The following is a 25,116-nucleotide window of genomic DNA, read 5'->3' as shown; positions in this document are numbered from 1 at the left end:
AGGTTCTCCCGGTTGGCTCCGCCGCCCGTCACGACCTCAGCGGGCATCTCGGCGGCGCGCACCACCATACTGGCCACCTCTGGCGCGAATCCCACGACCGCTGTGGAAATACACACCGGACCCCCACGAGGGGCACGCGAAGTGGTACGTCACTTGCCAAGTCGGTCGGCGTCGCCGTCGGGTTGCCGTCCGGGGGCCAAGGTGGCGCAGATCACAGCGAGGCCCATACCGCCGAGCAGGAAGATGTACGAGCCGCCGCCCGCACCGAACAGGAAGTCGCCTTCCGGGCGGCTGGCGGTGAGCAGGATGACCGCGACGACCCAGCCGAGCACCGGCGCGACCGCGCCCGAGCGGCCGCGCAGCGCGTAGCCCCCGCCGAGGAACAGCCCGCCCGCGCCCGCGAGGGCGAGCAGCAGGCCGAGCGGGAACCAGGCGGCCTGCACCAGCGCACCGGCGACGCCGACGACCGCGCCGAGCACGGCGAGCCCGAGCAGCGCGGCCATCCGGCCCAGCGAAGGGCGTTGCAGGGGCTGGGCGAGCATCGAGCCGCTCATGACGCCACCTCCACTCCGGCGAAGAGGTCTCTCTCGCCGGGCTCGGCGCTGCCCCGCACCAACTCGTAGTACTCGGTGCTGAACAGCGGCTGGGCAAGGTCGTTGGAGAGCGCGAAGTACGCGCCCGCGACGGTGATCTGAGTGGCGTGCGCGCGCATCGCGGCGGCCTTGGCGGCGGCGTACGCGGTGCCGTCGACGGCGGTGGTGATCCGCTCGTCCGGGACCACGCCGGGCAGGTCGGCGATGTCGGCGCTCTTGCCGAACGGCAGGCCGGGCAGCTCCTCGGCGAGCCGCGCGAAGGCGTCCTCGACGACCGAGCGGGGCATGCGGTTCCAGTAGACCTTCTCCACCCGGTGCCCCCGGCCTTCGGCCAGCTCGACGGCGCGCATGGTGACGCGGTGGGCCTGGATGTGGTCGGGGTGCCCGTACCCACCGTTGTCGTCGTACGCGACGACGACCTGCGGCCGGACCTCCAGCATCACGTCCGCGAGCGCCCCGGCGGCCTCGTCGAGGTCGGCCTGCCAGAAGGCGGCGGGGTCGTCGTTGTCGGGCAGCCCCATCATCCCGGAGTCCTGATACCCGAGCACCCGCACGTCCTGGACCCCCAGCTCGCGCAAGGCGGCGTCCAGCTCGCCCCGCCGGTACGCCCCGAGCGCGGCCCCCTCCAGATGCCGCAGCTCCGGCGGGATCACCTCCCCCCGCTCCCCCAGCGTGCAGGTCACCAGGGTCACCTGCGCCCCCTCGGCCACGTACTTGGCCATGGTCGCGCCGTTGTTGATCGACTCGTCATCAGGATGCGCATGCACGAGCAGCAGACGCCGGGCGGGCAGTTCGGTCATGGGGTCCAGCGTACGAGGCGGGGCGGGCGGCGGTACTCCCGGCGGTCCCGTCAGGGACCGTGCAGCTCGGTCTCCCACGCCTCGAACGGAGGCTCCGCCTGGTAGCCGGGATCACAGCACTGCCGAATCCACTGGGCGACGCGGTACTGGGCGTCGCCGTCGTTGAGCGTCTCCCCGTGTTCGTCGACCTCGAGGACGTTGGCGTAGATCGCGAAGATCATCTCCAGGTCCGAGCCGTACTCGAGCAGGCGGGCGCGGTAGTCGATGCCGTCCAGCAGCTCGACGTCCAGCGTGCCGTTGCCCAGGTAGAACGCGAAGAACCGCAGAGCGGACCGTACATCTGTCGAAAGGTGTGCCACGAGGTCATCTTTCTGTGACCCGGCTTCGCCTCAGCGGGGCGGGTGCTCTCGACAGTCGCGGCAGCGGCCCGGCTCCGGGGCCCGGAAGGCCCGGTTGCAGCCGTCGCAGTTCTGGAGGGGGTGGCGTACCGGAGGTTCCGGGGCGGGCGGCCTGAACGGGGGTGGGGGTGGCAGGTGCTTGGTCAGCCGGTGGGCGAGCAAGGCGGCGGGGCGGTACATGCGCTCCGTCGGCAGGCCGTCGATCAGGGCGCGGCGTACGGCGGCCGGGGAGACGTCCCGCTCCAGCCAGGCGGCGACGCCGGGGGCGAGGTGGGCCGTGTCGGTGGTGGAGAGCAGCAGGCGGGTGTCGTGGCGGCGGAGGTCCGCGAGGAGGTCGGTGGCGGGGTGGAGGAGGGCGGAGGTGACCGGTGTGGGTACGGCGGGGAGGGCCTTGGGGCGCGGGGCGGGGGCTCGGCGCGGGCGGGGTTCGTTCGCCTCGCGGGCGCGGCCCGGCTGGTTGCAGGAGACCGTGCGGGTGACGATGCGGCCGCCGGGGATGCGCAGTCGTTCGCGGCGCAGGTAGCCGTGGTGCTCCAGCTCGCGCAAGGCGGCGGCGATACGGGTGACGCCCTCAGGGAAGCGGGCCGCGAGCGACTTGATGTCGATATGGGCGCCTCGTGGCAGCGACTGGATGTGTGTGCCGAGGCCGATCGCCAGCAGGGAGAGGTCCGCGTGCTGGGCTAGGTGGTTGCCGATCACCGTGAAGCGGGCGGTGTGACGGGAGTTGTCGTGGATGAGACCACCCCGGTTCGGGTGGTCATGGTCCGCAATACGGGACCGGAGGCGCGAGGGCGCGCTAGGGTTCTGGGTATCCATCGGGAAGGGCTTTCTTCCTTGATGGTCAGGCCCTCGCACTGGGATGCCACTCCCGGCGGGGGCCGACGTATGTCTGCTGTTGTCTTGCACTGAGCCTAGAGCCGCCGAGGGTGTCAATTGCCAGCGGAAACAACGATGTTCACCCGCCCGAGTGACGCTGCCGCCGTGGGCGGGAGGGGTGGGGCTTGGTGGGGTGCTTTCCCCCGGTCTTCCAGGTCTTAATGACTCCCCGTCCGACCGGAGCACGGCGCACCGGGTTCCGGTGAGCCGAAGTCCAGTTCGGCCCAAACGATCTTGCGCGGAAACCGGTCCTCCGCCACGCCCCAGCGGTCGGCGAGGCCCGCCACGAGCAACAAGACCACTGCCGGGGGCACCTCCGAGCTGGCGTGGTTCAAGAGCAGCTACAGCAGCGGTAACAACGGCAACTCCTGCGTCGAACTCGCCGTAACCCCCAGCACCATCCACGTCCGCGACTCCAAGCACACCGCAGGCCCCCAGCTCGCCCTCACCCAGGACACCTGGACGGCCTTCGTCACCGGCGTACGCGACTGACACGCAACGGCCCCGGCACATGCATGCCGGGGCCGCACAGTTGGGCAGCCTTTGCCCCATGAGCGAAAACCTCAGCACGCTGAAGTGGTTCAAGAGCAGCTACAGCGGCGGCACCGACGGCAACTCCTGCGTCGAAGTCGCGCGAGCACCCCGCACCATCCACATCCGCGACTCCAAACAGACCACAGGTCCCCGCCTCGCACTCAGGCACACGTCTTGGGCGCTCTTCATAGCGGCAGCATCGGAGGAGATGTGAGCCGCGAACCCGAACTGGCCTGGTTCAAAAGCACCTACAGCAGCGGCACTGACGGCGAGTCCTGCGTCGAAGTCGCCAACGCCTCGCGGGCGGACCAGCCCTCTGAGCCGGCCTGGTTCAAGAGCAGCTACAGCAGCGGCAACGACGGCAACTCCTGCGTCGAAGTCGCGCGAGCGCCCCGCACCGTCCACGTCCGCGACTCCAAGCACCCCACAGGCCCCCGCCTCGCCCTCACTCAGGGCACCTGGGCCGCCTTCCTCGTCGGCGTCCGTTAAACGCCGGTGGTGCCATCGACGCGTTCCCGGACCAGGTCGGCGTGGCCGTTGTGGCGGGCGTACTCCTCGATCATGTGGACGTAGATCCAGCGGAGGCTGACGTCCTGCTCCATGAAGCGGCCCGTATCGGTCAGGGCACGGTCGGCGCAGTGCTCGCGGGCGATCTCCGCGTGCCAGGTGGCGAGGGCGTCGCTCAGGGCGGCGCCCGCAGCGAGGGCGAAGCCGCCGTCGGGGCCGTCCGGGTCGGCCTGCGGGTCGTAGATGGGCGGGGCCTGTTCTCCGGCGAGCACGCGGCGGAACCAGTTCCGCTCCACCTCCGCCATGTGCTGGACCAGGCCGGTCAACGTGAAGCCGGACGGCGGCACGGACGCGACGGCGGCCTGCTCATCGTCCAGCCCCTCGCACTTCATGGCCAGTGTGGTGCGGTGAAAGTCGAGCCAGCTCTCCAGCGTCGTGCGCTCGTCGGCGTTCAGGGGCGGCACAGGGCGATCGATGGCGCTCATCGGCCGATTATCACCAGCGACCGAAGCCGTGGACAGGCGATCTGATCGATGCTCGTCACGAGCCCAGATTGTGGTGCATCACGTGCAGGCCGACCGGACCCAGCACTGGATGCCGGAACGCGCCGGGAACGGTGCCGATCATGGCGAACCCGAGGCGCTCATACAGCCTGACCGCCGGTGCGTTGGAGGCCGCGACGGCGTTGAACTGCACGCCGGCGAATCCGCTGCTTCGCGCCCAGTCCAGCAGATACTCGCCCAGTGCTTGGCCGACCCCCCGACCGCGAGCGTCCCGCGCGACCATGAAGTTTCCGCTCGCGATGTGCGAACCCGGGCCTGGCCGGTTGGCGTACATGTTGGAGGTGCCGAGTACGCGCCCGCCCTTCACAGCCACCACGACGTGCCCTGGCGGCGGCACCACCCACAAGTCGTGCGCCTGCGCCTCAGTTTGCAGCGGGTCGTAGCAGAAGGTGTCCCCCTTGCGGATGATCTGCTCGACGATCGGCCAGACCTGCGGCCAATCAGACTCCTCGAACTTTCGGATCTCCATCTGCGTGAGATTAAGCAAAGTTGCGTGACACGCCCACCGGATTGTTTCCGGTGACGTGCTGGAGTCCCGGCACAGCCCCCGCCGGGGCCCCTCCGGACCGCCTCCCCTTGACGAAACCCCCCGCACCGGTACAGTGCAAGGAGCGGCATGCCCGCGCCCCACGTCCGGCGCCGGTGTCGCATTCCTCTCTCAGCCCTCGTGCCGATGGTCTTCGACCCGGCCGGGCTTCCTCGCTTCAGCACCCTGTGACCAGGGCTTTCGTCGCCCCGTCAGTGGTGCGTTTCCGTCGCCCGGAGGCAGGTGTCTCCGTGATCTGCGGCCCTTCCTGAACGAACTCTGTCCGGAAAGGACATCCCCACCATGACCACCACCCTCGAACCTCCCACCAGAACACACACCACCACCCTCACCGGTGTCCTCGACATCGACGCGCATGGGAAGGGCCACCTGCGGGCCGCCGCGAGCCTCCTGCCCTCGCCCGCCGACGCCCACGTGTCCCCCGCTCTCATCCGCCGCCACGGCCTCCGCAAGGGCGACCTCGTCGAAGGCGTCGCCGGACCGCAGCGGGCCCTCACCGAGGTCACCGGTGTCGACGCCCCCTCAGGGCAGCGCAGAAACTTCCGCGACCTCACCCCTCTCCACCCCCACCAGCGGATGCGCCTGGAGCACCCCGCCTCCGGCCTCGCCGGCCGCCTCACCGACCTCCTCGCCCCCGTCGGCAAGGGGCAGCGCGGTCTCATCGTGGCGCCGCCGAAGAGCGGGAAGACCGTGCTGATCCAGCAGCTCGCCGCGGCCGTCGCGGGCAACCACCCCGAGTGCCGCCTGATGGTGCTGCTGCTGGACGAACGCCCGGAGGAAGTCACCGACATGCGCAGGTCGGTACGCGGCGAGGTCTACGCCTCCACCTTCGACCGCCCCGCCAAGGACCACATCGCGCTCGCGGACCTCGTCGTGGAGCGGGCCAAGCGGCGCGGGGAGGCCGGGGAGGACGTCGTGATCCTGCTGGACTCGCTGACCCGCCTCTGCCGCGCGCACAACAACGCCTCGGCGGCAGGCGGCCGTACCCTCAGCGGAGGCGTCGACGCGGCCGCACTGCTGGGCCCCAAGCGGTTCTTCGGGGCGGCGCGGCAGGCGGAGGAGGGCGGTTCGCTGACCATCCTCGCCAGCGCCCTCGTGGACACCGGCTCCCGCGCCGACGGCTACTTCTTCGAGGAGCTGAAGAGCACCGGCAACATGGAACTCCGGCTGGACCGCGAACTGGCGTCCCGCCGCGTCTTCCCGCCCGTGGACATCGACCGCACCGGCACCCGCCGCGAGGAACTCCTCTTCACACGGGAGGAGTTGGCGATCACCAGGGGCCTGCGCCGCGCCCTGCGCTCACACGGGGACGCGTCCCTGGAAACCCTGCTGGGGCGACTGCGGGAGACCCCGGACAACGCCACGTTCCTGCGCCGCGTCCAGCCCACCCTGCCGACGAGCTGATCACACAGGAGGGGCGACGACGAACGCCATCACCCCGCCCCGCGTCAGAACTTGATGCTGCCGATCATGCTGGCGACGTTCGTGGTCAGCTCGCTGATCGTGGGTGCGATGGTCGAGGAGGCGAGATAGAAGCCGAGGAGCATGCAGATGGCAGCGTGTCCCCCCTTCAGTCCCGACTTCTTGATCAGCAGGAAGACGATGATCGCCAGCAGCACCACCGCCGAAATCGAGAGTGCCACGGCGGCTCACCTCCAATGAATCCCAGGGACACGGGGGGTTCGGACTATGGGGGTTGTGACTTCGGTACAGCCCCGGCGAACCGGGCCGGAAGCCAAGTCCACGCGGACGCCGCCAGGTTCATACCCACGCAGCGACAGTGATCATAACTATGTGTGCTCGCGCATCGCTCGGCGCACGGCCGCACAAGGGGGCGCATGGCCAATATGGTCGGGCCATGACGACCCAGACAGCCGGCACCGACTCCTTCCCCCGCCGACACGCCCGGACCCAGCGCTTCTCGCTCGGCGCGCCGCGCGCGTTCACCGTGGCCCCCGACGGCTCCCGTGTCGCTTTCCTGCGCTCCGGTTCCGGCACGGACCGCGCCAACTCCCTGTGGGTACTGGACACCTCGGACGGCACCGAACGCCTCGCCGCCGACCCCCGCGCCCTGCTCGCGGGCGCCGACGAGGAGCTGTCCCCCGAGGAACGCGCCCGCCGCGAACGCAGCCGCGAGGGCGGCGCGGGCATCGTCGGATACGCCACCGACGCCGCCGCCGAACTGGCCTCTTTCGCCTTGTCCGGGCGGCTGTTCACGGCCGAGCTGCGCGCCGGCACCGCCCGCGAACTCCCCGTCCCCGGCCCGGTGATCGACCCCCGCCCCTCCCCCGACGGCACCCACGTCGCCTACGTCGCCGGAGGCGAACTGCGCGTCACCGGCGCCGAGGGCGCGGACGACCGGCCGCTGGCCACCCCCGAGAACGACGAAGTGACGTACGGCCTCGCGGAGTTCATCGCGGCCGAGGAGATGGACCGTACGCGGGGCTTCTGGTGGTCCCCGGAGTCGGACCGGCTGCTGGTGGCGCGGGCGGACGACACGCCGGTGCGGCGCTGGTGGATCGCGGACACCTCACACCCGGACCGTGAGCCACACCACGTGCGCTACCCGGCGGCCGGCACCGCCAACGCGGAGGTGACCCTCTTCGTCATCGGCCTGGACGGCACCCGCACCGAGGTCCGCTGGGACCGCGAGCGGCACCCCTATCTGGCGCGAGTGCACTGGTCACAGGCGGGTGCGCCGCTTCTCCAGGTGCAGTCGCGGGACCAGCGCAGCACCCTCGTCCTCACCCTCGACCCGGACACCGGCGAGACCCGGACGCTGCACGCCGACGAAGATCCAACATGGCTGGATCTTTTCGCCGGGGTGCCCGCCTGGACCCCCTCCGGAGAGCTGGTCCGCATCGCGGACAAGAACGGCGCGCGGGTCCTCACGGTGGGCGAACGCCCGCTGACCGGAACGGAGTTGCACATCCGTGCCGTGCTGGACGTGTCGTCGGAGGACGTACTGGTCTCGGCCTCCGCCGGAGAGGCGGCCGAGGACCCGGAAATCGGCGAGATCCATGTGTACCGGGTCGGCGCGGCGGGCGTGGAGCGCGTGTCGCAGGAACCCGGCGTGCACTCGGCGGTGCGCTCGGGCGAGGTGACCGTGCTGGTCTCCGCGACCCTGGACAGTCCGGGCGCCCGTGTCCAGGTGCTGCGTGACGGAAAATCGGCGCTCGGTGTCCGCTCGTACGCCGAAGACCCCGGTTTGTCCCCCCGCGTGACCCTGACCGAGGGGGGCGCACGGCGAATTCCGTGCGCCGTGCTTATGCCATCGGACTACCCCGACGACACTCCCCTGCCCGTCCTGCTCGACCCTTACGGGGGCCCGCACGGCCAGCGGGTCGTCGCCGCCCACAACGCCCATCTGACCTCGCAGTGGTTCGCCGACCAGGGCTTCGCGGTGATCGTCGCGGACGGCCGGGGCACCCCCGGCCGCTCCCCCGAGTGGGAGAAGTCCATCCACCAGGACTTCACGGTTACCCTCGACGACCAGATCGACGCCCTGCACGACCTCGCCAAGCGCTACCCGCTCGACCTCGACCGCGTCGCCATCCGGGGCTGGTCGTACGGCGGTTACCTCTCCGCGCTCGCCGTCCTGCGCCGCCCGGACGTCTTCCACGCGGGTGTCGTCGGCGCCCCGGTCACCGACTGGCGGCTGTACGACACCCACTACACCGAGCGCTACCTGGGCGACCCCGAGGCCGACCCGGAGAGCTACGCCCGCAACTCCCTGATCATCGACGAGGGCCTGTCCGACCCCGCCGAGCCACACCGGCCCATGATGATCATCCATGGCCTCGCCGACGACAATGTGGTGGCCGCACACACCCTCCGGCTCTCCTCCGCCCTGCTGGCCGCCGGCCGCCCGCACGAGGTGCTTCCCCTCTCCGGCGTCACCCACATGACCCCGCAGGAACAGGTCGCGGAGAACCTGCTCCTCCTCCAGGTCGACTTCCTCAAGCGCGCCCTGAACGCGCCCGAACAGCGTTAACGCACAGGCAACTTCGCCGAAGCCACGTAGATATACGCACCCGCGAGGCTGATCCGCGTACGGCCGTGCGGGTGCCGTGAAACGGGCCGGGATACGCCATGTCATCCCGGCCCGTTGCCGTGCCCCCCGTGTCCCTCCATGGCGCCCGGCACGACCTGCCGTTCAGCCGCGAACAGACACGCCGACGGATGCGCGACCGGACCCCCGGCCCCCCGGAACTCCTCCGGCACCGCCAGCTCCGGCACCTCGACAGCGCACCGCTTCTGAGCCTTCCAGCACCGGGTGCGGAACCGGCACCCGGAGGGGATCGCGGTCGGGGACGGCACATCACCGCTCAGGATGATCCGCTCCCGGTGCGCCCGCGCCTCCGGATCGGGCACCGGCACCGCCGACAGCAGCGCCTGGGTGTACGGGTGCGTGGGGTGCTGGTAGATCTCCGCGTCCGTGCCGGTCTCCACGATCCGGCCCAGGTACATCACCGCGACCCGGTCCGAGATGTGCCGGACGATCGACAGGTCGTGCGCGATGAACACGTAGGACAGCCCGAACTCCGCCTGGAGCCGCTCCAGCAGGTTGATCACCTGCGCCTGCACCGACACGTCCAGCGCGGACACCGGCTCGTCCGCGACGATCACCTCCGGGCGCAGCGCCAGCGCCCGCGCGATGCCGATCCGCTGCCGCTGGCCGCCGGAGAACTGGTGCGGATAGCGGTTCAGGAACTCCGGGTTGAGCCCCACCACCTCCAGCAACTCCTGCACCTTCCGCCGCCGTTCGCCCTTGGGCGCGACCTCGGGGTGGATCTCGTAGGGCTCCCCGACGATGTCCCCCACCGTCATCCGGGGGTTGAGCGAGGTGTACGGGTCCTGGAACACCATCTGGATGTTCCGGCGCACCTCCTTCAGCCGCCGCCCGGACGCACCGGTGATGTCCTCGCCCCGGAACCGGATCTCGCCCTCCGTCGGCCGCTCCAGATGGCAGAGCAGCTTGGCCACCGTGGACTTGCCGCACCCCGACTCGCCCACGATGCCGAGGGTCTCGCCCCGGCCCAGGCTGAAGTCGACGCCGTCGACGGCCTTCACGGCGCCGATCTGCTTGCGCAGCACGATGCCCCGGGTCAGCGGGTAGTGCTTGACCAGGCCGCGCGCTTCCAGCACGGGTTCAGCCGTCGAGGCCATCGAGGCACTCCCTCCAGAAGTGGCAGGCGCTCACCCGGTCCGGGCCGGCCGGGTACAGCGGGGGCTCGTCCGTGCGGCAGACGTCGCGGGCCATCGCGCAGCGCGGGTGGAAGGCGCAGCCGGGCGGGATGCGGGTGAGGCTGGGCGGCAGCCCGCGGATGGCGTACAGCTCCCGGCCCTTGTGGTCGAGGCGGGGGATGGAGTCGAGCAGGCCGCGCGTGTAGGGGTGGGCCGGTGCCTTGTAGATGTCGTGCACGGGTGCCGACTCCACGATCCGGCCCGCGTACATCACCGCGATCCGGTCGGCCACGTCCGCGACGACGCCGAGGTCGTGGGTGATGAGGACGAGTCCCATGTCGTACTCCCGGCGCAGCTCCGCGAGGAGGTCCATCACCTGGGCCTGGACGGTGACGTCGAGCGCGGTGGTGGGTTCGTCGGCGATGACGAGCGCGGGTTCCAGCGCGATCGCCATGGCGATCATGATGCGCTGGCGCATGCCGCCGGAGAACTGGTGCGGATAGTCCCGCACCCGCTGGGCGGCGCCCGGGATGCGCACCCGGTCCATCAGCTCGACGGCCCGCTTGCGGGCGTCCTTGCGGGACATCCCCCGGTGGACGGTGAACATCTCGCCGAGCTGGTCGCCGACGGTGAGCACGGGGTTGAGGGCGGAGAGCGCGTCCTGGAAGATCATCGCCATTCCGGCGCCCCTGGTCTTCCGCCGCTCCTCCTCCTTCATCGTGAGCAGGTCGCGGCCCTGGAAGAGGATCTGGCCGCCGGTGATCCGGCCGGGCGGCATGTCGAGGATGCCCATCACGGCCTGCGCGGTCACCGACTTGCCGGACCCGGACTCCCCGAGCACGGCCAGCGTCTCGCCCGCGCCGACCCCGTACGACACCCCGTTGACGGCCTTGGCGACGCCGTCGCGGGTGCGGAACTCCACGTGCAGGTCGCGTACTTCGAGCAGCATGGCGCCGTCACCTCAGCTTCGGGTCGAGGGCGTCGCGTACCGCGTCGCCGAGCATGATGAAGGCCAGGACGGTGAGGGCCAGCGCCCCGGAGGGCCAGAGCAGGGCGTGCGGGGCGTTGCGAATGTAGGGGGAGGCGGCGGAGATGTCGATGCCCCAGGACACGCTGGGCGGCTTCAGGCCGACGCCGAGGTAGGACAGGGTGGCCTCCAGCGAGATGTAGGTGCCGAGCGCGATGGTGGCCACGACGATGACGGGGGCGACCGCGTTGGGCGCGATGTGCCGCAGCAGCAGCCGGGCGGGCGAGGCGCCGAGCGCGCGGGCGGCCTGGACGTAGTCGTTCTGCCGGGCGGTGATGACGGAGCCGCGGGCGATCCGGGAGATCTGCGGCCAGCCGAGCAGCACCATGAACCCGACGACCGGCCAGACGGTGTTGCTGGTGACCACCGACAGCAGCACCAGGCCGCCGAGGACGACCGGAATGGCGAAGAAGACGTCGGTGATCCGGGACAGCACCGCGTCCCAGGCCCCGCCGAAGAACCCGGCGAGCCCGCCCAGCACCGACCCGAGCAGCGCGACCCCGAGCGTGGCGCACACGCCCACCGTGACCGACGTACGGGCGCCGTAGACGGTCCGGGTGTAGACGTCGCAGCCCTGGCCGTCGAAGCCGAAGGGGTGGCCGGGCGCGGAGCCGTCCTGGGCCTTGGCGAGGTCGCAGTCGAGGGGGTTGCCGGAGGTGATGGCCGAGGGCCAGAGGGAGATGAAGACCAGGAAGAGGATGACGAGCGCGGAGAGCAGGAAGACCGGGTTGCGCCTGAGGTCCCGCCAGGCGTCGGACCAGAGCGAGCGCGGCCTGCTGTCGGGGCCGCCGCCCGCCGGTCCGCCCGGCACCCGCTCCAGCGTGGCGGCCTCGCCGGCCGCGAGGTCCATGGTCCCGCCCGCGCCGGTCCCGGCGATCGCCCCCCGCGTTTCGTACGACGACGGCTCAGGCATAGCGAATCCTCGGGTCGAGTACCGCGTAGAGCAGGTCCACCAGCAGGTTGGCGACCAGGAAGACCAGGACCAGCACGGTCACGAAGCCGACCACCGTCTGTGTGTTCTGCCGGAGGATGCCCTGGTAGAGCTGGAAGCCGACGCCGTGGATGTTGAAGATCCGCTCGGTGACGATCGCGCCGCCCATCAGCGCCCCGATGTCGGTGCCGATGAAGGTGACGACCGGGATCAGCGAGGTCCGCAGCAGGTGCCGGACGATGACCCGGCGCCGGGGCAGCCCCTTGGCGACGGCGGTACGGACGTAGTCCGAGCGCCGGTTCTCCGCGATGGAGGTACGGGTCAGCCGGGTGACGTAGGCCAGCGAGACCGAGGCCAGCACCAGCCCCGGCACGATCAGCTCGCCGAACGGCGCTTCCGGGGAGACCGACGGCTTGATCCACCCCCACTCCACGCCGAGCAGCAGTTGCAGCACCAGACCGGTGACGAAGGTCGGCACGGAGATCACCACGAGGGTGAGCAGCAGTACCCCGGTGTCGACGGGCCTGCCCCGGCTCAGTCCGGTGAGCACGCCGAGGCTGATGCCGACGACGAGCTCGAAGAGGATGGCCACGATGGTCAGCCGGACGGTGACCGGGAAGGCGGCGGCCATCAGCTCGGTGACGGGCTGTCCGTTGAACGCGGTGCCGAAGTCCCCGGTGAAGACGTTGCCCATGTAGGTCGCGTACTGCTGCCAGAGCGGCTGGTCGAGGCCGAACTCGCGTCGGAGCTGGGCGGCGGTGGCCGCGTCGCACTGCCGCTCCCCGCACAGGCCCGCGATGGGGTCGCCCATCACATTGACCATCAGGAAGATCAGCAGGGTGGCTCCGACGAACACCGGCACCATCTGCAGCAGCCGCCGGACGACGTAGCGTCCCATGCGCTCAGCTCACCTTGATCTCGTTGTACACCGGCACGCTGAACGGGTTGAGCTGGACGCCGGTGAGGCGCTGGGAGTAGCCCGCGTTGCCGTTCTGGTACCAGAGCGGGATGGCGGCCATGTTGTCCCGGACGACCTCCTCGGCCTGCTGGAAGGTGGCGACCGACTTGGCCGGGTCGGTCTCGGCGTTGGCCCGGTCCACCAGCTCGTCGAACTCGGAGTTGGTCCACTGGCCGTCGTTGGAGGAGGCGCCGGTGAAGTAGAGCGGCTGGAGGAAGTTCTGGATGAGGGGGTAGTCCATCTGCCAGCCCGCCCGGAAGGGGCCGCTCATCTTGTGCTGCGCCATCTGGTTGCGGAAGTCGGCGAAGGTGCCGACCGGGTTGCCGACGCAGGCGTTGTCGTCGCCCAGGGCGTGGTTGATGGAGTTGCAGACCGCGTCGATCCACTCCCGGTGCGAGCCGGTGTCCGCGTTGTAGGTGAGTTTCAGGGAGCCGCCGGGGATGCCGCCGCCCTGCCGGACCAGCCGCTTGGCGGCCGCCGGGTCGTAGGTACAGGCGCGGCCGCACAGGCCCGCCTTGAAGCCGCCGTCGGTGCCGAGGACGGGTGAGGTCCAGTCGGTGGCGGGGGTGCGGGTGCGCTGGAAGATGGTCTTGGTGATCTGGTCCCGGTTGATCGCCATGGAGAGCCCGGTGCGGACCTTCTCCATGCCGGGCCGGTTCCAGCGCTCGTCGTAGTACGGGAAGGCGAGGGTCTGGATGATGCCGGCCGGGGTGTTGATGTACCGCTCGCCCAGGTCGGTCTTGACGTTCTTGAGCTGGGCGGCCGGGATGTCGTCGGCGAGGTCGAGGTTGCCGGCCATCAGGTCGGTGTAGGCGGTGTTGCTGTCGGTGTAGACCTTGAGGATCACCCCGTCGTTGAGCGCCTTGTCGCCGCCGGGGTAGCCGTTCCACTTGCGCAGGGTCATCTGGGAGCCCTTGGTGTAGGACTCGATGGAGTACGGGCCGTTGCCGACCGGGGTCTTCAGCCAGGCGGCGTGGTCGGTGAAGAAGGCGCGGGGCAGCGGGGCGAAGGCGGCGTAGCCGAGGGTGTCGGGGAAGCCGGAGAACTTCTGGTTCAGGGTGACGGTGAAGGTGTGGTCGTCCACCACCTTGAGCCCGGAGAGGGTGTCGGCGCGCTGGCTGCCCATCTCGGGGTGGACCTGGTCGTAGCCCTCGATGTAGCCGAAGAAGTACGCGTTCTTCTGCTTGTTCTTCAGGCTCGCGCCGTAGTTCCAGGCGTCGGTGAAGGAGCGGGCGGTGACCTTCTCGCCGTTGGAGAAGGTCCAGCCGTCCTTGAGCTTCACGGTGTAGTGGCGGGAGTCGGTGGTCTCGATCGACTGGGCCAGCATGTTCTGGGCCTCGCCGGTCCTCGGGTCGTACCGCTTCAGGCCCCGGAAGACCATGTCGAGCACCTTGCCGCCCTGCACCTCGTTGGTGTTGGCCGGCTCCAGCGGGTTCTGCGGGTCGCCCCAGGAGGAGGTGAGCATCCCGCCGTCCGCCGCCCCGCTCGCTCCCCCGCCGCACCCGGTGGCCACGAGCATCACCGCGGCGGCGCCGGTCAGCCATCGGGCGTGCGTGAATCCGCGCATGCTGCCTCCTCAGGGATCACCTCACCGTTACCGGTCAATATCGGCCCGTAGGGAACATCCCGCATGCCCGCCGCCCGATTGCCCCGCCTTTGGGGGGACACGTCAGCCATATGCAGGCAGGTCCGGCACGCCCTCGGTGATCTTGCGGACAAGACGCAATGGATCGCCGCGCAACGTTGCCGAAACGTTGGATCGTGACGCGCCGATGTACGCATTTCGACACCCCGCCGTCCGGATATCGAACCCATTGGTTGATTTGCCCGAACTGCCCGAACTGAAGCACGGATTGATTACGGTCGCGCTACACGCGTAGCTACGGATGCGTCAAGCAGAGGTAAAGAAGGTAAATAGAAGCCCAAGTCGACCGAGAATTTATTGACCTTGAACGAATTGCGTTGAAAAAGTCCGGCGTAGCCCGTAGGGGAGCGCCCTGCGGAGTCCTCAGACCCTCCTTGGGCCAGGAGCACCAATGACCACCCCCACTCCATCGGCGGCTGCCGCGCTTGAGGTGACCGACGTTCCCGTCGAGAAGTCGGGTACTCCGGACGGCCCCAAGGGCAGCGAGAGCCGGTCCCCCGGCCGGCTTGCCTGGAAGCGTTTCAAGCGCGACCGGACCGGCGTCGTGTCCGCCTTCGTCGTCCTCTTCTTCTTCCTGATCGCCATAGCGGCGCCGCTCATCGCGAAGCTGTACGGCAAGGACCCGTACACCACCTACGCGAGCGAGCGGCCCGAGCTGCTCGACCCGTTCTCCTACCCGGTCGGCGCCAACGGCGGCATGAGCTCGGAGTTCTGGTTCGGCGTCGAGCCCCAGCTCGGGCGGGACGTCTTCACCTTCCTGCTCTACGGCATCCGTACCTCGCTCGGCATCGCCGCCGCCGCCACGATCCTCACCACGGTCGTCGGTGTCGTCATCGGTGTCACGGCGGGCTACGTGGGCGGCAAGACCGACTACTTCGTCGGCCGGATCATCGACATCGTGCTGTCGTTCCCGTCCACGCTGTTCTTCATCGCCTTCATGCCCGTGGTCTACGGCATCTTCATCGCCCCGGACGACAACGTGCCGACCTGGCTGGTGGCGATCTCGCTGATCATCGTGCTCGCGGCGTTCGGCTGGGCGTCCATCGCACGACTGCTGCGCGGTCAGGTACTGGGCCTGCGCGAGCGGGAGTTCGTCGAGGCCGCCAAGGTCACCGGCGCCTCCCCGCGACGCATCGTGTTCAAGGAGCTGCTGCCCAACCTGTGGACGCCCATTCTCATCCAGTCCACGCTGATGCTCCCGGCCTATGTGACCTCGGAAGCCGCGTTGGCCTTCCTCGGCGTCGGCATCACCGACCCGACGCCGGACTGGGGCGTGATGATCGGCCGCGGCGCCTCGTTCTACTCCCAGGACATCACCTTCATGCTGTTCCCCGGCATCTCCATGGTGATCTTCGTCCTCGCGTTCAACCTGCTCGGCGACTCCGTGCGTGACGCGCTCGACCCGAAGTCGAAGCGGTAGCAGGCCAGTTCCACCCGGCCCGGTCCTTCTTGACGTCCGGCTGATTCCGATCGTCCGAATCTGACACTCACAGGCAGGCTCAGCATGGCTTTTTCCCGTAGGAACTTCCTGATCGCCACCGGTGTGGCCGCGGCCTCCACCAGTGTGCTGACCGCCTGCGGCAGCAGTGACGGCAAGGGTTCCGGCCCCCAGGTCCCGTCCGTGAGCAAGGGCAAGACCATGAACATCCCGGTCGGCACCAAGGCCGACTCGACGGGTCCCGCCCCGGAGGTCTCGGGCGCGGTCAAGGGCGGGACGATCTACTCGCTCGACCAGTTCGACATGGACCACATGGACCCGGCCCAGATCTACGTCTCGACCGAGGCCGCGATCACCGTCCCGATCATGCGCGGTCTGACCGGCTACCGGATCGACGACAAGGGCGGCTGCACCCTGGTCGGTGACGCGGCCACGGACGCCGGCACCATGAAGGACGGCGGCCGCACCTGGTCCTTCACGCTGAAGGACGGCATCAAGTGGGAGGACGGCTCCGACCTCTCCATGGACGACGTCCGCCACACCTTCGAGCGCCTCTTCGCGTCGTTCGTCACCGAGGGTCCGCGCTACGTCCAGCAGTGGCTGGTCGGCGGCGACAAGTACAAGGGCCCCTACGACGGCAAGAAGCTCGACTCGGTCGAGATCTCCGGCAAGACGGTCACCTTCCGCCTCACCGAGCCCCGCGCCGACTTCAACTACACGCTCGCCATGCGTGGTTACTCCCTCGTGTCCAAGAAGAAGGACACCAAGGAGAAGTACGACAAGCGCCCCTTCTCCTGTGGCCCGTACCGCATCGAGAGCCGCAGCATCGGCAAGTCGATGACCTTCGTGCGCAACGAGCACTGGGACCCGAAGACCGACTCGATCCGCAACAACTACCCGGACAAGTACGTCTTCCAGTTCGGTTTCCAGCCCGTCGCCTCGACCGACCGCTTCATCTCGGACCGCGGCAACGACCAGTACGCGATGACCATCTTCAACGAGGTCGCCGCCGAGCGCGTCGCCCAGGTGCTGACCGACGCCAAGCTCAAGAAGCGCGTCCTCACCGCGGTCGACACGGTCACCTACTACTGGCCGATCAACACCACCCGGATCAAGGACGTCAAGGTCCGCCAGGCCATCAACTGGGCCTGGCCGCACCAGCAGCTCCAGACCATCCGCGGCGGCCGCGCCACCAGCGAGATAGCCACCACCATCCTCAGCCCGGTCACCCCCGGCTACCAGGACTTCGACCTGTACGGCGCGGAGAAGAAGCCCGGCGGCGACCCGGCCAAGGCCAAGGCGCTGCTGAAGGAGGCCGGCAAGGTCGGCCAGAAGCTGGTCATCGCCTACCAGCAGTCGGACAACGCCGTGAAGCAGGCCGTCCAGATCAAGAACGCGCTGGAGGCGGCGGGCTTCGTCGTCGTCAACAAGCAGATCGACAAGTCGACCTTCTACACCCAGATCGGCAAGATCGACAACGGCTACGACCTCTTCGCCGCCGGCTGGAGCCCGGACTGGCCGAACGGCTACTCCGTGTTCTACCCCTGCTGGAGCGGCAAGAACATCGGCGACGGCCGCAGCAACTACGCCCAGCTCAACGACCCGAGCGTGAACAAGGCGATCGACGCCGCGTCCAAGATCGCGGACGTCGATGCCGCCAACAAGGCGTGGGGCGCCGTCGACCGCCAGATCATGGAGCTGGCGGCCGTGGTCCCGGACTACCACTCCATCCGCAACTGGATGCACGGGTCCAAGGTCGGCAACGTGATCTACGACTCGGGCAACACCTGCGTCGCGCTCTGCAAGCTGTACGCCATGAAGTAAGCGCGCTCGACCCATCGGGGGCGGCCACGACCGGCCGCCCCCACCGGCCCCCCTCACCCCGGCGACGGCGCCCCGTCCGGAAAGTCACGCCCCATGCTCCGCTTCCTCGTCCGCCGAGTCTTCGGCGCGCTGGTGATTCTGCTGATCATCAGCGCCGTCACCTTCTGGCTCTTCTACGCCATCCCGCGTGACCCCGCCACGATGTCGTGCGGCAAGAACTGCACGCCCGACATGCTCGCGCAGGTGCGGCACAACCTGGGCATCGACCACCCGGTCCCGGTGCAGTACTGGTACTGGATCAAGGGCATCTTCGTCGGGCGCAGCTACGGCGACTTCGGCGACTGCAGCGCGCCGTGCCTCGGATACTCCTTCGCCAACCGGGAGCCCGTGCTCGGCACGATCATGGACCGGCTCCCGCTGACGCTGTCGCTGGCCCTCGGCTCGGCCGTCGTCTTCCTGGTCTTCGGTATCGGCGCGGGCATGATCGCCGCGGTGAAGCAGGGCAAGTGGCAGGACAAGCTGGCCAGCTCGGCCTCGCTGGTCGCCTCCTCGCTCCAGATCTACTTCATCGGCTACATCGCGATGTACATCCTGGTGGCCAAGCTCGACCTCCTGGACAACCCGTCCTACACGCCGCTCACCGAGAACCCGGCCGCCTGGGCCTCGGGCCTGCTGGTGCCGTGGCTGGTGCTGGCGCTGATCTGGACCGCCAACTACACCCGTATGACGCGCTCGCAGCTCGTGGAGACGCTGAGCGAGGACTACGTCCGTACCGCCCGCGCCAAGGGCCTCTCCGGGCGCAACGTGTTCTTCCGGTTCGCCTGGCGTGGCGCGATGGGCCCGATCGTCACCATCTTCGGCATCGACCTGGCCACCCTCATCGGCGGCGCGATGATCACCGAGTACACCTTCAGCCTCCAGGGAGTGGGCCGGCTCGCGGTGGACTCCGTGGAGAAGAGCGACCTGCCCATGCTCATGGGCGTCACCCTGCTGTCGGCCGGCGCGATCGTCCTGTTCAACATCGTCGTCGACGCGGTGTACGGCCTGATCGACCCGCGCATCCGGCTCGCCTGACCTCCGCCCGTCCGACTACCCCCCTCGCATCACCCCCAGGAGCGTCCCCGTGACGAGCACCCATCAGCAGCCGTTCCTCTCCGTCAAGGACCTCAAGGTCCACTTCTCCACCGAGGACGGCATGGTCAAGGCCGTCGACGGACTCACCTTCGACCTGGCCAAGGGCCAGACGCTCGGCATCGTGGGCGAGTCGGGTTCCGGCAAGTCCGTCACCAACCTGACGATCCTGGGCCTGCACGACCGCGATCACACCGAGATCGAGGGCCAGATCCTGCTGGACGGCGAGGAGCTGCTCGGCGCCCCGGAGCGCACGCTCGAGAAGCTCCGCGGCAACAAGATGGCGATGATCTTCCAGGACGCCCTGGCCTCGCTGTCGCCGTACCACACCATCGGGACCCAGATCGGCGAGGTCTACCGCAAGCACACCGGCGCCTCGAAGAAGGCCGCGCGGGAGCGGGCGATCGAGATGCTGCGCCGGGTCGGCATCCCGCAGCCGGACCGGCGGGTGGACAACTACCCGCACGAGTTCTCCGGCGGTATGCGCCAGCGCGCGATGATCGCCATGGCCCTGGTCTGCGACCCGAAGCTCTTGATCGCGGACGAGCCGACCACCGCGCTGGACGTCACCGTGCAGGCCCAGATCATGGACCTGCTCAAGGACCTCCAGCAGGAGTTCGGCACCTCGATCATCTTCATCACCCACGACCTGGGCGTCATCGCGGACATCGCCGACGACGTGCTGGTGATGTACGGCGGCCGCTGTGTGGAGCGCGGCCCGAAGGAGGAGGTGCTGCGCACCCCGCAGCACCCCTACACCTGGGGTCTGCTCGGTTCCATGCCGAGCCTGGACGGCCCGGTCGACGTGCCGCTCAACCCGATCCCGGGCTCCCCGCCCTCGCTGCTGAACCCGCCCACCGGCTGCCGTTTCCACCCGCGCTGCGCCTTCGCGTCCGAGGTGGAGGGCAACCGGTGCGCCACCGAGCGCCCCCTGCTCCAGATCGAGGACGGCCGCGGCAACGCCTGCCACCTTTCCGACGGCCAGCGCCGTGAGTTCCTCGCCGGCCTTGCCGCCAGCAAGGCCATCTGACGTACACGAGACGGGATTTCACCACCATGAGCGACACCACTCCCCTCCTGGACGTCTCCGGGCTGACCAAGCACTTCCCGATCAAGGGCGGCTTCCCGATCCGGCGCACCGTCGGTGCGGTGCAGGCCGTGGACGGGCTGGACTTCCAGGTCGCCGAGGGCGAGAGCCTGGGCCTGGTCGGCGAGTCCGGCTGCGGCAAGTCGACCACCGGGCGGCTGATCACCCGGCTGATGGAGCCGACCGCGGGCCGCATCGCGTACCGGGGCCAGGACATCACGCACGCCGGCCGCAAGACCCTCGCGCCGATCCGGTCCGAGATCCAGATGATCTTCCAGGACCCGTACGCCTCGCTGAACCCGCGGCACACGGTCGGCAAGATCATCGCCGGCCCGATGGAGATCAACGGCATCGAGCCGCCCGGCGGCCGCGAGAAGCGGGTGCGGGAGCTGCTGGAGATCGTCGGGCTCAACCCCGAGCACTTCAACCGCTTCCCGCACGAGTTCTCCGGCGGCCAGCGCCAGCGCATCGGCGTCGCCCGCGCGCTGGCCCTGAACCCGAAGCTGATCGTGGCCGACGAGCCGGTCTCCGCGCTGGACGTCTCCATCCAGGCCCAGGTCGTGAACCTGCTCCAGAAGGTGCAGCGCGAACTCGGCATCGCCTTCGTGTTCATCGCCCACGACCTCGCCATCGTGCGGCACTTCTCGCAGCGCGTCGCGGTGATGTACCTCGGCAAGATCGTGGAGATCGGCGACCGCGACGACCTCTACAACAACCCGCGCCACCCCTACACCCGCGCCCTGCTCTCCGCCGTCCCGGAGGCCACGGTGGACGAGACCCCGCGCGAGCGCATCCGCCTCGTCGGGGACGTGCCCTCGCCCATCGACCCGCCGTCGGGCTGCCGCTTCCGTACCCGGTGCTGGAAGGCGACGGAGAAGTGCGCGACCGAGGCCCCGCCGCTGGCGCAGGCCGAGGGCAACAAGGCCGGCCACCTCACCGCCTGCCACTATCCGGAGACGCAGGAGATCATCCCGGTCGCCAGCCTCTCCAAGACGCCGCAGAAGGCGCTCTGACACACCCTTGAGCAGAAGGCCCGCGTCCATCCGGACGCGGGCCTTCTGCCGTCCTGGCCGGAACCTTTCCCCGACGCCCGCGCGCGCTCCGGCGGCCGTGTGAGACTGCCACCGTGTCGACCCACCCGTTCAACGACCTTGTACTGGCGGCCCATTACGACGCCCTCAACCCCTGGGGACCGGGCGACGACTTCCACCTCGCCCTGATCCGCGCGGCGGACTCCGTGCTGGACATCGGCTGCGGCACCGGCCAGTTGCTCCGCCGGGCCCGCGCCGAGGGTCACCCCGGACGGCTGACCGGACTCGACCCGGCCGCCGCGATGCTGGTCCACGCCCGAGAGGGCGCCCCGGACGTCGAGTGGGTACTCGGGGACACCCGGAGCCGCCAGTGGAAGGGCGCGTTCACGCTCGCGGTGATGACCGGGCACGCCTTCCAGCAGTTGCTCCGGGACGAGGACGTACGGCAGTGCCTGGGCGCGGTGCGGGAGGCACTGGCGGAGGGCGGCCGCTTCGTCTTCGAGACCCGCAACCCCGAGGCCCGCCCCTGGGAGCGCTGGACCCCGGACCGGGTACACACCATCACCAGCCCGGACGGCGCCGAGATCCGGGTCCACCACGAGGTGACGCACGGCCCGGCGGGCGGTCTCGTCGGCTTCACCGAGACCTACACCTGCGCGAGCTGGCCCGCCCCGAGGGTCGGCCGCAACACCCTCCGCTTCCTCGGCCCCGGCGAGCTGGACCGCTTCCTCGCCGAGGCCGGGCTGCACACGGTGGCCCGCTACGGCGACTGGGACCGGAGCCCGCTGACCCCGGCTTCGCCGGAGATCATCACCGTCGCCGAAGCGGCGCGCTAGTCCTTGGCGGTGTCCTCCTCCAGCGCGGCCAGCGCCGGGTCGAGGATGATGTCCTCGTCGCGGGCCTCGGTCGTCGGCTCCTCCGGGAAGTGGCAGGCCGTGAGGTGGCCGGACCGGTTCCCCGAGAGCTGGACCAGCGGCGGCTCCTCGGTCGCGCACTTGTCCTGCGCCTTCCAGCACCGGGTGCGGAAGCGGCAGCCCGAGGGCGGGTCGATGGGCGAGGGCACGTCACCGGCGAGCCGGATGCGCTCGCGGGCCGGGGCCTCCTCGCCCGCCACGCTCACCTCGGGCACGGCGGAGAGCAGGGCGTGGGTGTAGGGGTGCCGGGGGCGGGTGTAGATGGAGTCCCGGTCGCCCACCTCGATGATCTTGCCGAGGTACATCACCGCGACCCGCTGCGAGAAGTGCCGCACGATGGCCAGGTCATGGGCGATGAACAGGAACGCGATGCCGAGTTCCCGCTGCACCTTCTGCAGCAGGTTCACCACCTGGGCCTGGATCGACACGTCCAGCGCGGACACCGGCTCGTCGGCCACGATCAGCTTGGGCTCCAGCGCGAGCGCCCGCGCCACCCCGATGCGCTGCCGCTGCCCGCCGGAGAACTCGTGCGGGAAGCGGTTGAAGTGCTCGGGGTTCAGGCCCACGATCTCCAGCAGCTCCCGCACCCGCTTCTCGCGGCCGCCGGGGGGCTCGATGCCGTTGATCTCCATCGGCCCGGCGATGATCTTGCCGACCGTCTGGCGGGGGTTGAGGGAGGAGTACGGGTCCTGGAAGATCATCTGGATCTCGGACCGGATCGGCGCCAGCTCCCGGCGCGAGGCCCGGCTGATGTCCTTGCCCCGGTAGGAGATCGTGCCCGCGGTCGGCTCCATCAGCCGGGTGATCAGCCGGCCGGTGGTGGACTTGCCGCAGCCCGACTCACCGACCAGCCCGAAGCTCTCGCCCACCCGCACCGACAGGTCGATGCCGTCCACCGCCTGGACCGCGCCGATGGTCCGCCGGATGGGAAAGCCTCCCTTGACCGGGAAGTGCTTGGTCAGCCCGGAGACCTCCAGCAGCGGTTCGCCCCCGGCGTCGGCGCCCTCGTCCCGCGGAGCGGGCAGGAGCAGGTCCTTGGTCATGACGGTTCTCCTTTGCGCGCCCTAGCCCAGCCGGGGCTTGATCTCGTCCACGAAGATGTCCCGCTTCTGCGCCGGGGTGAGATGGCACGCCGACTCCCCCGCGCCGAGCAGCGGGCGCTCGGTCACGCACCGGGTGCCCTCGACCCGGTCCTGGAAGGGGCAGCGGGGGTGGAAGCGGCAGCCGGAGGGCGGGTTGAGCAGGGAGGGCGGGGAGCCCGGAATGGGGGTGAGCGCGATGGACGGGTCGGAGTCGAGCCGCGGCATCGAGTTCAACAGGCCCCAGGTGTAGGGGTGTTCGGGCGCGTGCAGCACGGAGTCGACCGAGCCGCGTTCCACCGCGCTGCCCGCGTACATCACCATGATGTCGTCGGCCATGTCCGCGATCACCCCGAGGTCGTGGGTGATGAAGATGATGCCCGAACCGAACTCCTGCTGGAGGTCCTTGAGCAGGTCGAGGATCTGCGCCTGGACCGTCACGTCCAGCGCGGTGGTCGGCTCGTCCGCGATCAAGAGGTCCGGGTCGCAGACCAGCGCCATGGCGATCATCGCGCGCTGGCGCATACCGCCGGAGAACTGGTGCGGGTAATCCCCCGCCCGTGCCTTGGGGTTGGGGATGCCGACCTTGCCCAGCATCTCCACCGCGCGGTTCCACGCCTCCTTCTTGGAGGCGCCGGTGTGCTTCATGTACGGCTCGGCGATCTGCCGGCCGACCGTGTAGTAGGGGGAGAGCGCGGTGAGCGGGTCCTGGAAGATCATGGCGACCTTGTTGCCGCGCAGCTTCTCCATCTCCGACTCGCGCGCGGTCGTCAACTCCTGCCCGTCCAGCAGGATCTCGCCCTCGACGGTGGTGAACATCGGGTTGTGCAGGCCGAGCACGGTCAGGTTGGTGACCGACTTGCCCGAGCCCGACTCCCCCACGATGCCGAGCGTTCTGCCGCGCTCCAGGTCGAAGGAGAGCCCGTCCACGGCCCGTACGATGCCGTCCTCGGTCTTGAAGCTGACGTGCAGATCGCGCACGGACAGCAGCGGACCGTCGCCCGCCGGGGCCGGGACACCGGCCTCCTTGGTCAAAGTGGTCACGACAGTGCTCCTAGGACAGCCGCACGCGCGGGTCGATGAAGGCGTACGCGGCGTCGACGACGATGTTGAAGAGCAGGATCATGGCGGCGGCGAACAGCATCACGCCCAGCAGCAGCGGCAGGTCGCTGAAGTACACGGACTGCACGGACAGTTGGCCGAGGCCCGGCAGACCGAAGGTCCACTCGGTGATGATGGCGCCGCCGAGCAGCGAGCCGAGGTCGATGCCGAAGATGGTGACGATCGGGATCAGCGAGCCGCGCCAGGCGTACCGGAAGAACACGTACCGCCGGGACATGCCCTTGGCGCGGGCGGTGCGGACGTGGTCCTCCTGGAGCTGCTCGATCATCGAGGAGCGCGCCATACGGGTGTACTGCGCCGCGAAGATGGTGGAGAGGATCACCCAGGGGATGAGCAGCCCCGCGAACCAGTTCAGCGGGTTGGCGGTGAACTCGTGGTAGTCGGGCTTCTCGAACCAGTGGGTCTGGTAGACGAGCAGCGCCAGGGCCAGCGGGCCGAGGAAGTAGATCTGCATCCCGGAGATGACCATCGCGCCGGCCGTCGCCACCTTGTCGACCACCGTGCCGCGCCGCCAGGCGGCCACCAGTCCGGCGCCGATGCCGATGACCAGGAAGAACACCGCGCTGCCGATGGTCAGCGAGACGGTGGTGGGCAGCCGGTCGATCAGCGTGTCCCAGACCGGCTCGTTGGAGTGGTACGAGTAGCCGAAGCAGGGCGCCGGGCACGGCCCCTGGGCGAAGCTGTCGCTGCCCATGACCAGGTTGTGCAGGAAGATCAGGTACTGCTCCGGGATGGACTTGTCGAGGCCGAGCACATGGTGGATGTTGGCGATGGCGTCGGCGTTGCAGGTCTTGCCGCACATCAGCAGCGCCGGGTCGCGGGGCACCCCGAAGAACAGGACGAACGTGACCATGCTCAGCAGGAAGAGGATGACGACGGCACCGAGGGTCCGGCGGACGAGGAAGCGCAGCATGACAGGGGCAG

The 25,116-nt window shown here is 69.5% G+C and carries 26 protein-coding genes; 11 read left to right on the top strand and 15 right to left on the bottom strand.

The features are described 5' to 3' along the window. Positions 1-149 precede the first annotated feature (149 nt). Genes E5083_RS02825 through E5083_RS02810 form a run of 4 tightly spaced genes read right to left on the bottom strand, consistent with a single transcriptional unit; the run spans position 150 to position 2,607 of the window. Positions 150-554 (bottom strand): DUF6113 family protein, encoded by a 405-nt coding sequence (locus E5083_RS02825; RefSeq protein WP_135783984.1) that lies wholly within the window; start codon positions 552-554, stop codon positions 150-152. Next, complete coding sequence (gene mshB / locus E5083_RS02820; RefSeq protein ID WP_135783983.1) at positions 551-1,393, bottom strand: N-acetyl-1-D-myo-inositol-2-amino-2-deoxy-alpha-D-glucopyranoside deacetylase; 843 nt, start codon at positions 1,391-1,393, stop codon at positions 551-553. The genes E5083_RS02825 and mshB overlap by 4 nt, the downstream gene beginning before the upstream one ends. A gap of 50 nt (positions 1,394-1,443) precedes the next feature. Then, positions 1,444-1,752 carry a DUF7677 family protein gene (locus E5083_RS02815; RefSeq protein WP_135783982.1) on the bottom strand — a complete coding sequence of 103 codons (309 nt, stop codon included), beginning with the start codon at positions 1,750-1,752 and terminating at the stop codon, positions 1,444-1,446. A gap of 30 nt (positions 1,753-1,782) precedes the next feature. Beyond that, on the bottom strand, positions 1,783-2,607 hold the full coding sequence (locus E5083_RS02810; RefSeq protein WP_135783981.1) for a helix-turn-helix domain-containing protein: 825 nt from the start codon (positions 2,605-2,607) through the stop codon (positions 1,783-1,785). Between the two features lie 381 nt (positions 2,608-2,988). Between E5083_RS02810 and E5083_RS02800 the strand changes: the two genes are divergently transcribed. Genes E5083_RS02800 through E5083_RS02790 form a run of 3 tightly spaced genes read left to right on the top strand, consistent with a single transcriptional unit; the run spans position 2,989 to position 3,690 of the window. Then, positions 2,989-3,159, top strand: coding sequence for a DUF397 domain-containing protein (locus tag E5083_RS02800; RefSeq protein WP_244317383.1), 171 nt, complete (start codon positions 2,989-2,991; stop codon positions 3,157-3,159). A gap of 58 nt (positions 3,160-3,217) precedes the next feature. Then, complete coding sequence (locus tag E5083_RS02795; RefSeq protein WP_135783979.1) at positions 3,218-3,415, top strand: DUF397 domain-containing protein; 198 nt, start codon at positions 3,218-3,220, stop codon at positions 3,413-3,415. After that, positions 3,412-3,690: a DUF397 domain-containing protein gene (locus tag E5083_RS02790; protein ID WP_244317359.1), complete on the top strand. Its 279-nt coding sequence runs from the start codon at positions 3,412-3,414 to the stop codon at positions 3,688-3,690. The genes E5083_RS02795 and E5083_RS02790 overlap by 4 nt, the downstream gene beginning before the upstream one ends. On the opposite strand, the gene E5083_RS02785 is transcribed toward E5083_RS02790, so the two are convergent. Both E5083_RS02785 and E5083_RS02780 read right to left on the bottom strand, forming a co-directional pair. Then, positions 3,687-4,193: a DinB family protein gene (locus E5083_RS02785; RefSeq protein ID WP_135783978.1), complete on the bottom strand. Its 507-nt coding sequence runs from the start codon at positions 4,191-4,193 to the stop codon at positions 3,687-3,689. The two genes, E5083_RS02790 and E5083_RS02785, sit on opposite strands and share 4 nt — an antisense overlap. Before the next feature lie 55 nt (positions 4,194-4,248). Beyond that, the gene (locus E5083_RS02780; RefSeq protein ID WP_135783977.1) at positions 4,249-4,740 is read right to left on the bottom strand and encodes a GNAT family N-acetyltransferase; all 492 of its coding nucleotides are present in this window, start codon (positions 4,738-4,740) and stop codon (positions 4,249-4,251) included. Positions 4,741-5,100: 360 nt separating this feature from the next. Here E5083_RS02780 and rho point away from each other — a divergent pair, with 360 nt between their 5' ends. After that, a complete protein-coding gene (gene rho / locus E5083_RS02775) occupies positions 5,101-6,222 on the top strand; it encodes a transcription termination factor Rho (RefSeq protein ID WP_135783976.1) in 1,122 nt (373 codons plus the stop codon). Positions 6,223-6,266: 44 nt separating this feature from the next. Here rho and E5083_RS02770 read toward each other — a convergent pair whose 3' ends face one another. Further along, entirely contained in the window at positions 6,267-6,461 is a 195-nt protein-coding gene (locus E5083_RS02770; protein ID WP_018544306.1) for a hypothetical protein, read from the bottom strand. Positions 6,462-6,676: 215 nt separating this feature from the next. Here E5083_RS02770 and E5083_RS02765 point away from each other — a divergent pair, with 215 nt between their 5' ends. Further along, positions 6,677-8,812, top strand: coding sequence for a S9 family peptidase (locus E5083_RS02765; protein ID WP_135783975.1), 2,136 nt, complete (start codon positions 6,677-6,679; stop codon positions 8,810-8,812). A 101-nt stretch (positions 8,813-8,913) separates the two neighbouring features. On the opposite strand, the gene E5083_RS02760 is transcribed toward E5083_RS02765, so the two are convergent. The 5 genes from E5083_RS02760 to E5083_RS02740 are packed head-to-tail and all read right to left on the bottom strand — an operon-like array spanning position 8,914 to position 14,488. Further along, complete coding sequence (locus E5083_RS02760) at positions 8,914-9,987, bottom strand: ABC transporter ATP-binding protein (protein WP_135783974.1); 1,074 nt, start codon at positions 9,985-9,987, stop codon at positions 8,914-8,916. Continuing rightward, positions 9,971-10,954 (bottom strand): ABC transporter ATP-binding protein, encoded by a 984-nt coding sequence (locus E5083_RS02755; RefSeq protein WP_135783973.1) that lies wholly within the window; start codon positions 10,952-10,954, stop codon positions 9,971-9,973. Before E5083_RS02755 ends, E5083_RS02760 begins: the two co-directional genes overlap by 17 nt. A 7-nt stretch (positions 10,955-10,961) precedes the next feature. Then, on the bottom strand, positions 10,962-11,945 hold the full coding sequence (locus tag E5083_RS02750) for an ABC transporter permease (RefSeq protein ID WP_135783972.1): 984 nt from the start codon (positions 11,943-11,945) through the stop codon (positions 10,962-10,964). Beyond that, on the bottom strand, positions 11,938-12,861 hold the full coding sequence (locus E5083_RS02745; protein ID WP_135783971.1) for an ABC transporter permease: 924 nt from the start codon (positions 12,859-12,861) through the stop codon (positions 11,938-11,940). The genes E5083_RS02750 and E5083_RS02745 overlap by 8 nt, the downstream gene beginning before the upstream one ends. Positions 12,862-12,865: 4 nt before the next feature. Then, on the bottom strand, positions 12,866-14,488 hold the full coding sequence (locus E5083_RS02740) for a peptide ABC transporter substrate-binding protein (RefSeq protein ID WP_135783970.1): 1,623 nt from the start codon (positions 14,486-14,488) through the stop codon (positions 12,866-12,868). Positions 14,489-14,957: 469 nt separating this feature from the next. Here E5083_RS02740 and E5083_RS02735 point away from each other — a divergent pair, with 469 nt between their 5' ends. From E5083_RS02735 to E5083_RS02710, 6 genes are all read left to right on the top strand, one after another. Beyond that, positions 14,958-15,986: an ABC transporter permease gene (locus tag E5083_RS02735; RefSeq protein WP_208753924.1), complete on the top strand. Its 1,029-nt coding sequence runs from the start codon at positions 14,958-14,960 to the stop codon at positions 15,984-15,986. An 84-nt stretch (positions 15,987-16,070) separates the two neighbouring features. Continuing rightward, entirely contained in the window at positions 16,071-17,828 is a 1,758-nt protein-coding gene (locus E5083_RS02730) for an ABC transporter substrate-binding protein (RefSeq protein ID WP_135783969.1), read from the top strand. Positions 17,829-17,921: 93 nt separating this feature from the next. Beyond that, positions 17,922-18,902: an ABC transporter permease gene (locus tag E5083_RS02725; RefSeq protein ID WP_135783968.1), complete on the top strand. Its 981-nt coding sequence runs from the start codon at positions 17,922-17,924 to the stop codon at positions 18,900-18,902. A 49-nt stretch (positions 18,903-18,951) separates the two neighbouring features. Continuing rightward, positions 18,952-19,989: an ABC transporter ATP-binding protein gene (locus E5083_RS02720; RefSeq protein WP_135783967.1), complete on the top strand. Its 1,038-nt coding sequence runs from the start codon at positions 18,952-18,954 to the stop codon at positions 19,987-19,989. Positions 19,990-20,015: 26 nt separating this feature from the next. After that, positions 20,016-21,059 carry an ABC transporter ATP-binding protein gene (locus tag E5083_RS02715; protein WP_135783966.1) on the top strand — a complete coding sequence of 348 codons (1,044 nt, stop codon included), beginning with the start codon at positions 20,016-20,018 and terminating at the stop codon, positions 21,057-21,059. 113 nt (positions 21,060-21,172) lie between these two features. After that, positions 21,173-21,913 (top strand): class I SAM-dependent methyltransferase, encoded by a 741-nt coding sequence (locus tag E5083_RS02710; RefSeq protein ID WP_135783965.1) that lies wholly within the window; start codon positions 21,173-21,175, stop codon positions 21,911-21,913. On the opposite strand, the gene E5083_RS02705 is transcribed toward E5083_RS02710, so the two are convergent. The 3 genes from E5083_RS02705 to E5083_RS02695 are packed head-to-tail and all read right to left on the bottom strand — an operon-like array spanning position 21,910 to position 25,105. After that, positions 21,910-23,034 (bottom strand): ABC transporter ATP-binding protein, encoded by a 1,125-nt coding sequence (locus tag E5083_RS02705; RefSeq protein ID WP_135783964.1) that lies wholly within the window; start codon positions 23,032-23,034, stop codon positions 21,910-21,912. The two genes, E5083_RS02710 and E5083_RS02705, sit on opposite strands and share 4 nt — an antisense overlap. A 21-nt stretch (positions 23,035-23,055) precedes the next feature. Further along, entirely contained in the window at positions 23,056-24,114 is a 1,059-nt protein-coding gene (locus E5083_RS02700) for an ABC transporter ATP-binding protein (RefSeq protein ID WP_135783963.1), read from the bottom strand. Between the two features lie 10 nt (positions 24,115-24,124). After that, positions 24,125-25,105, bottom strand: coding sequence for an ABC transporter permease (locus E5083_RS02695; RefSeq protein WP_135783962.1), 981 nt, complete (start codon positions 25,103-25,105; stop codon positions 24,125-24,127). Positions 25,106-25,116: the final 11 nt, after the last annotated feature.

Origin of the sequence: Streptomyces bauhiniae (assembly GCF_004784475.1) — a bacterium.
In the GTDB taxonomy this organism is placed as follows: Bacteria; Actinomycetota; Actinomycetes; order Streptomycetales; family Streptomycetaceae; genus Streptomyces; species Streptomyces seoulensis.
The sequence above is the reverse complement of the archived record's forward strand: the minus strand, read 5'-3'. Positions and strand labels throughout refer to the sequence as shown.

Excerpts from the sequence above, each read along its gene's own strand:
- E5083_RS02760 (WP_135783974.1), bottom strand. The coding sequence starts at position 9,987 with ATGGCCTCGACGGCTGAACCCGTGCTGGAAGCGCGCGGCCTGGTCAAG.
- E5083_RS02750 (WP_135783972.1), bottom strand. The coding sequence starts at position 11,945 with ATGCCTGAGCCGTCGTCGTACGAAACGCGGGGGGCGATCGCCGGGACC.
- E5083_RS02730 (WP_135783969.1), top strand. The coding sequence starts at position 16,071 with ATGGCTTTTTCCCGTAGGAACTTCCTGATCGCCACCGGTGTGGCCGCG.
- E5083_RS02745 (WP_135783971.1), bottom strand. The coding sequence starts at position 12,861 with ATGGGACGCTACGTCGTCCGGCGGCTGCTGCAGATGGTGCCGGTGTTC.
- E5083_RS02780 (WP_135783977.1), bottom strand. The coding sequence starts at position 4,740 with ATGGAGATCCGAAAGTTCGAGGAGTCTGATTGGCCGCAGGTCTGGCCG.
- E5083_RS02795 (WP_135783979.1), top strand. The coding sequence starts at position 3,218 with ATGAGCGAAAACCTCAGCACGCTGAAGTGGTTCAAGAGCAGCTACAGC.
- E5083_RS02715 (WP_135783966.1), top strand. The coding sequence starts at position 20,016 with ATGAGCGACACCACTCCCCTCCTGGACGTCTCCGGGCTGACCAAGCAC.
- E5083_RS02725 (WP_135783968.1), top strand. The coding sequence starts at position 17,922 with ATGCTCCGCTTCCTCGTCCGCCGAGTCTTCGGCGCGCTGGTGATTCTG.
- mshB (WP_135783983.1), bottom strand. The coding sequence starts at position 1,393 with ATGACCGAACTGCCCGCCCGGCGTCTGCTGCTCGTGCATGCGCATCCT.
- E5083_RS02705 (WP_135783964.1), bottom strand. The coding sequence starts at position 23,034 with ATGACCAAGGACCTGCTCCTGCCCGCTCCGCGGGACGAGGGCGCCGAC.
- E5083_RS02825 (WP_135783984.1), bottom strand. The coding sequence starts at position 554 with ATGAGCGGCTCGATGCTCGCCCAGCCCCTGCAACGCCCTTCGCTGGGC.
- rho (WP_135783976.1), top strand. The coding sequence starts at position 5,101 with ATGACCACCACCCTCGAACCTCCCACCAGAACACACACCACCACCCTC.
- E5083_RS02735 (WP_208753924.1), top strand. The coding sequence starts at position 14,958 with ATGACCACCCCCACTCCATCGGCGGCTGCCGCGCTTGAGGTGACCGAC.
- E5083_RS02755 (WP_135783973.1), bottom strand. The coding sequence starts at position 10,954 with ATGCTGCTCGAAGTACGCGACCTGCACGTGGAGTTCCGCACCCGCGAC.
- E5083_RS02740 (WP_135783970.1), bottom strand. The coding sequence starts at position 14,488 with ATGCGCGGATTCACGCACGCCCGATGGCTGACCGGCGCCGCCGCGGTG.
- E5083_RS02695 (WP_135783962.1), bottom strand. The coding sequence starts at position 25,105 with ATGCTGCGCTTCCTCGTCCGCCGGACCCTCGGTGCCGTCGTCATCCTC.
- E5083_RS02810 (WP_135783981.1), bottom strand. The coding sequence starts at position 2,607 with ATGGATACCCAGAACCCTAGCGCGCCCTCGCGCCTCCGGTCCCGTATT.
- E5083_RS02765 (WP_135783975.1), top strand. The coding sequence starts at position 6,677 with ATGACGACCCAGACAGCCGGCACCGACTCCTTCCCCCGCCGACACGCC.
- E5083_RS02785 (WP_135783978.1), bottom strand. The coding sequence starts at position 4,193 with ATGAGCGCCATCGATCGCCCTGTGCCGCCCCTGAACGCCGACGAGCGC.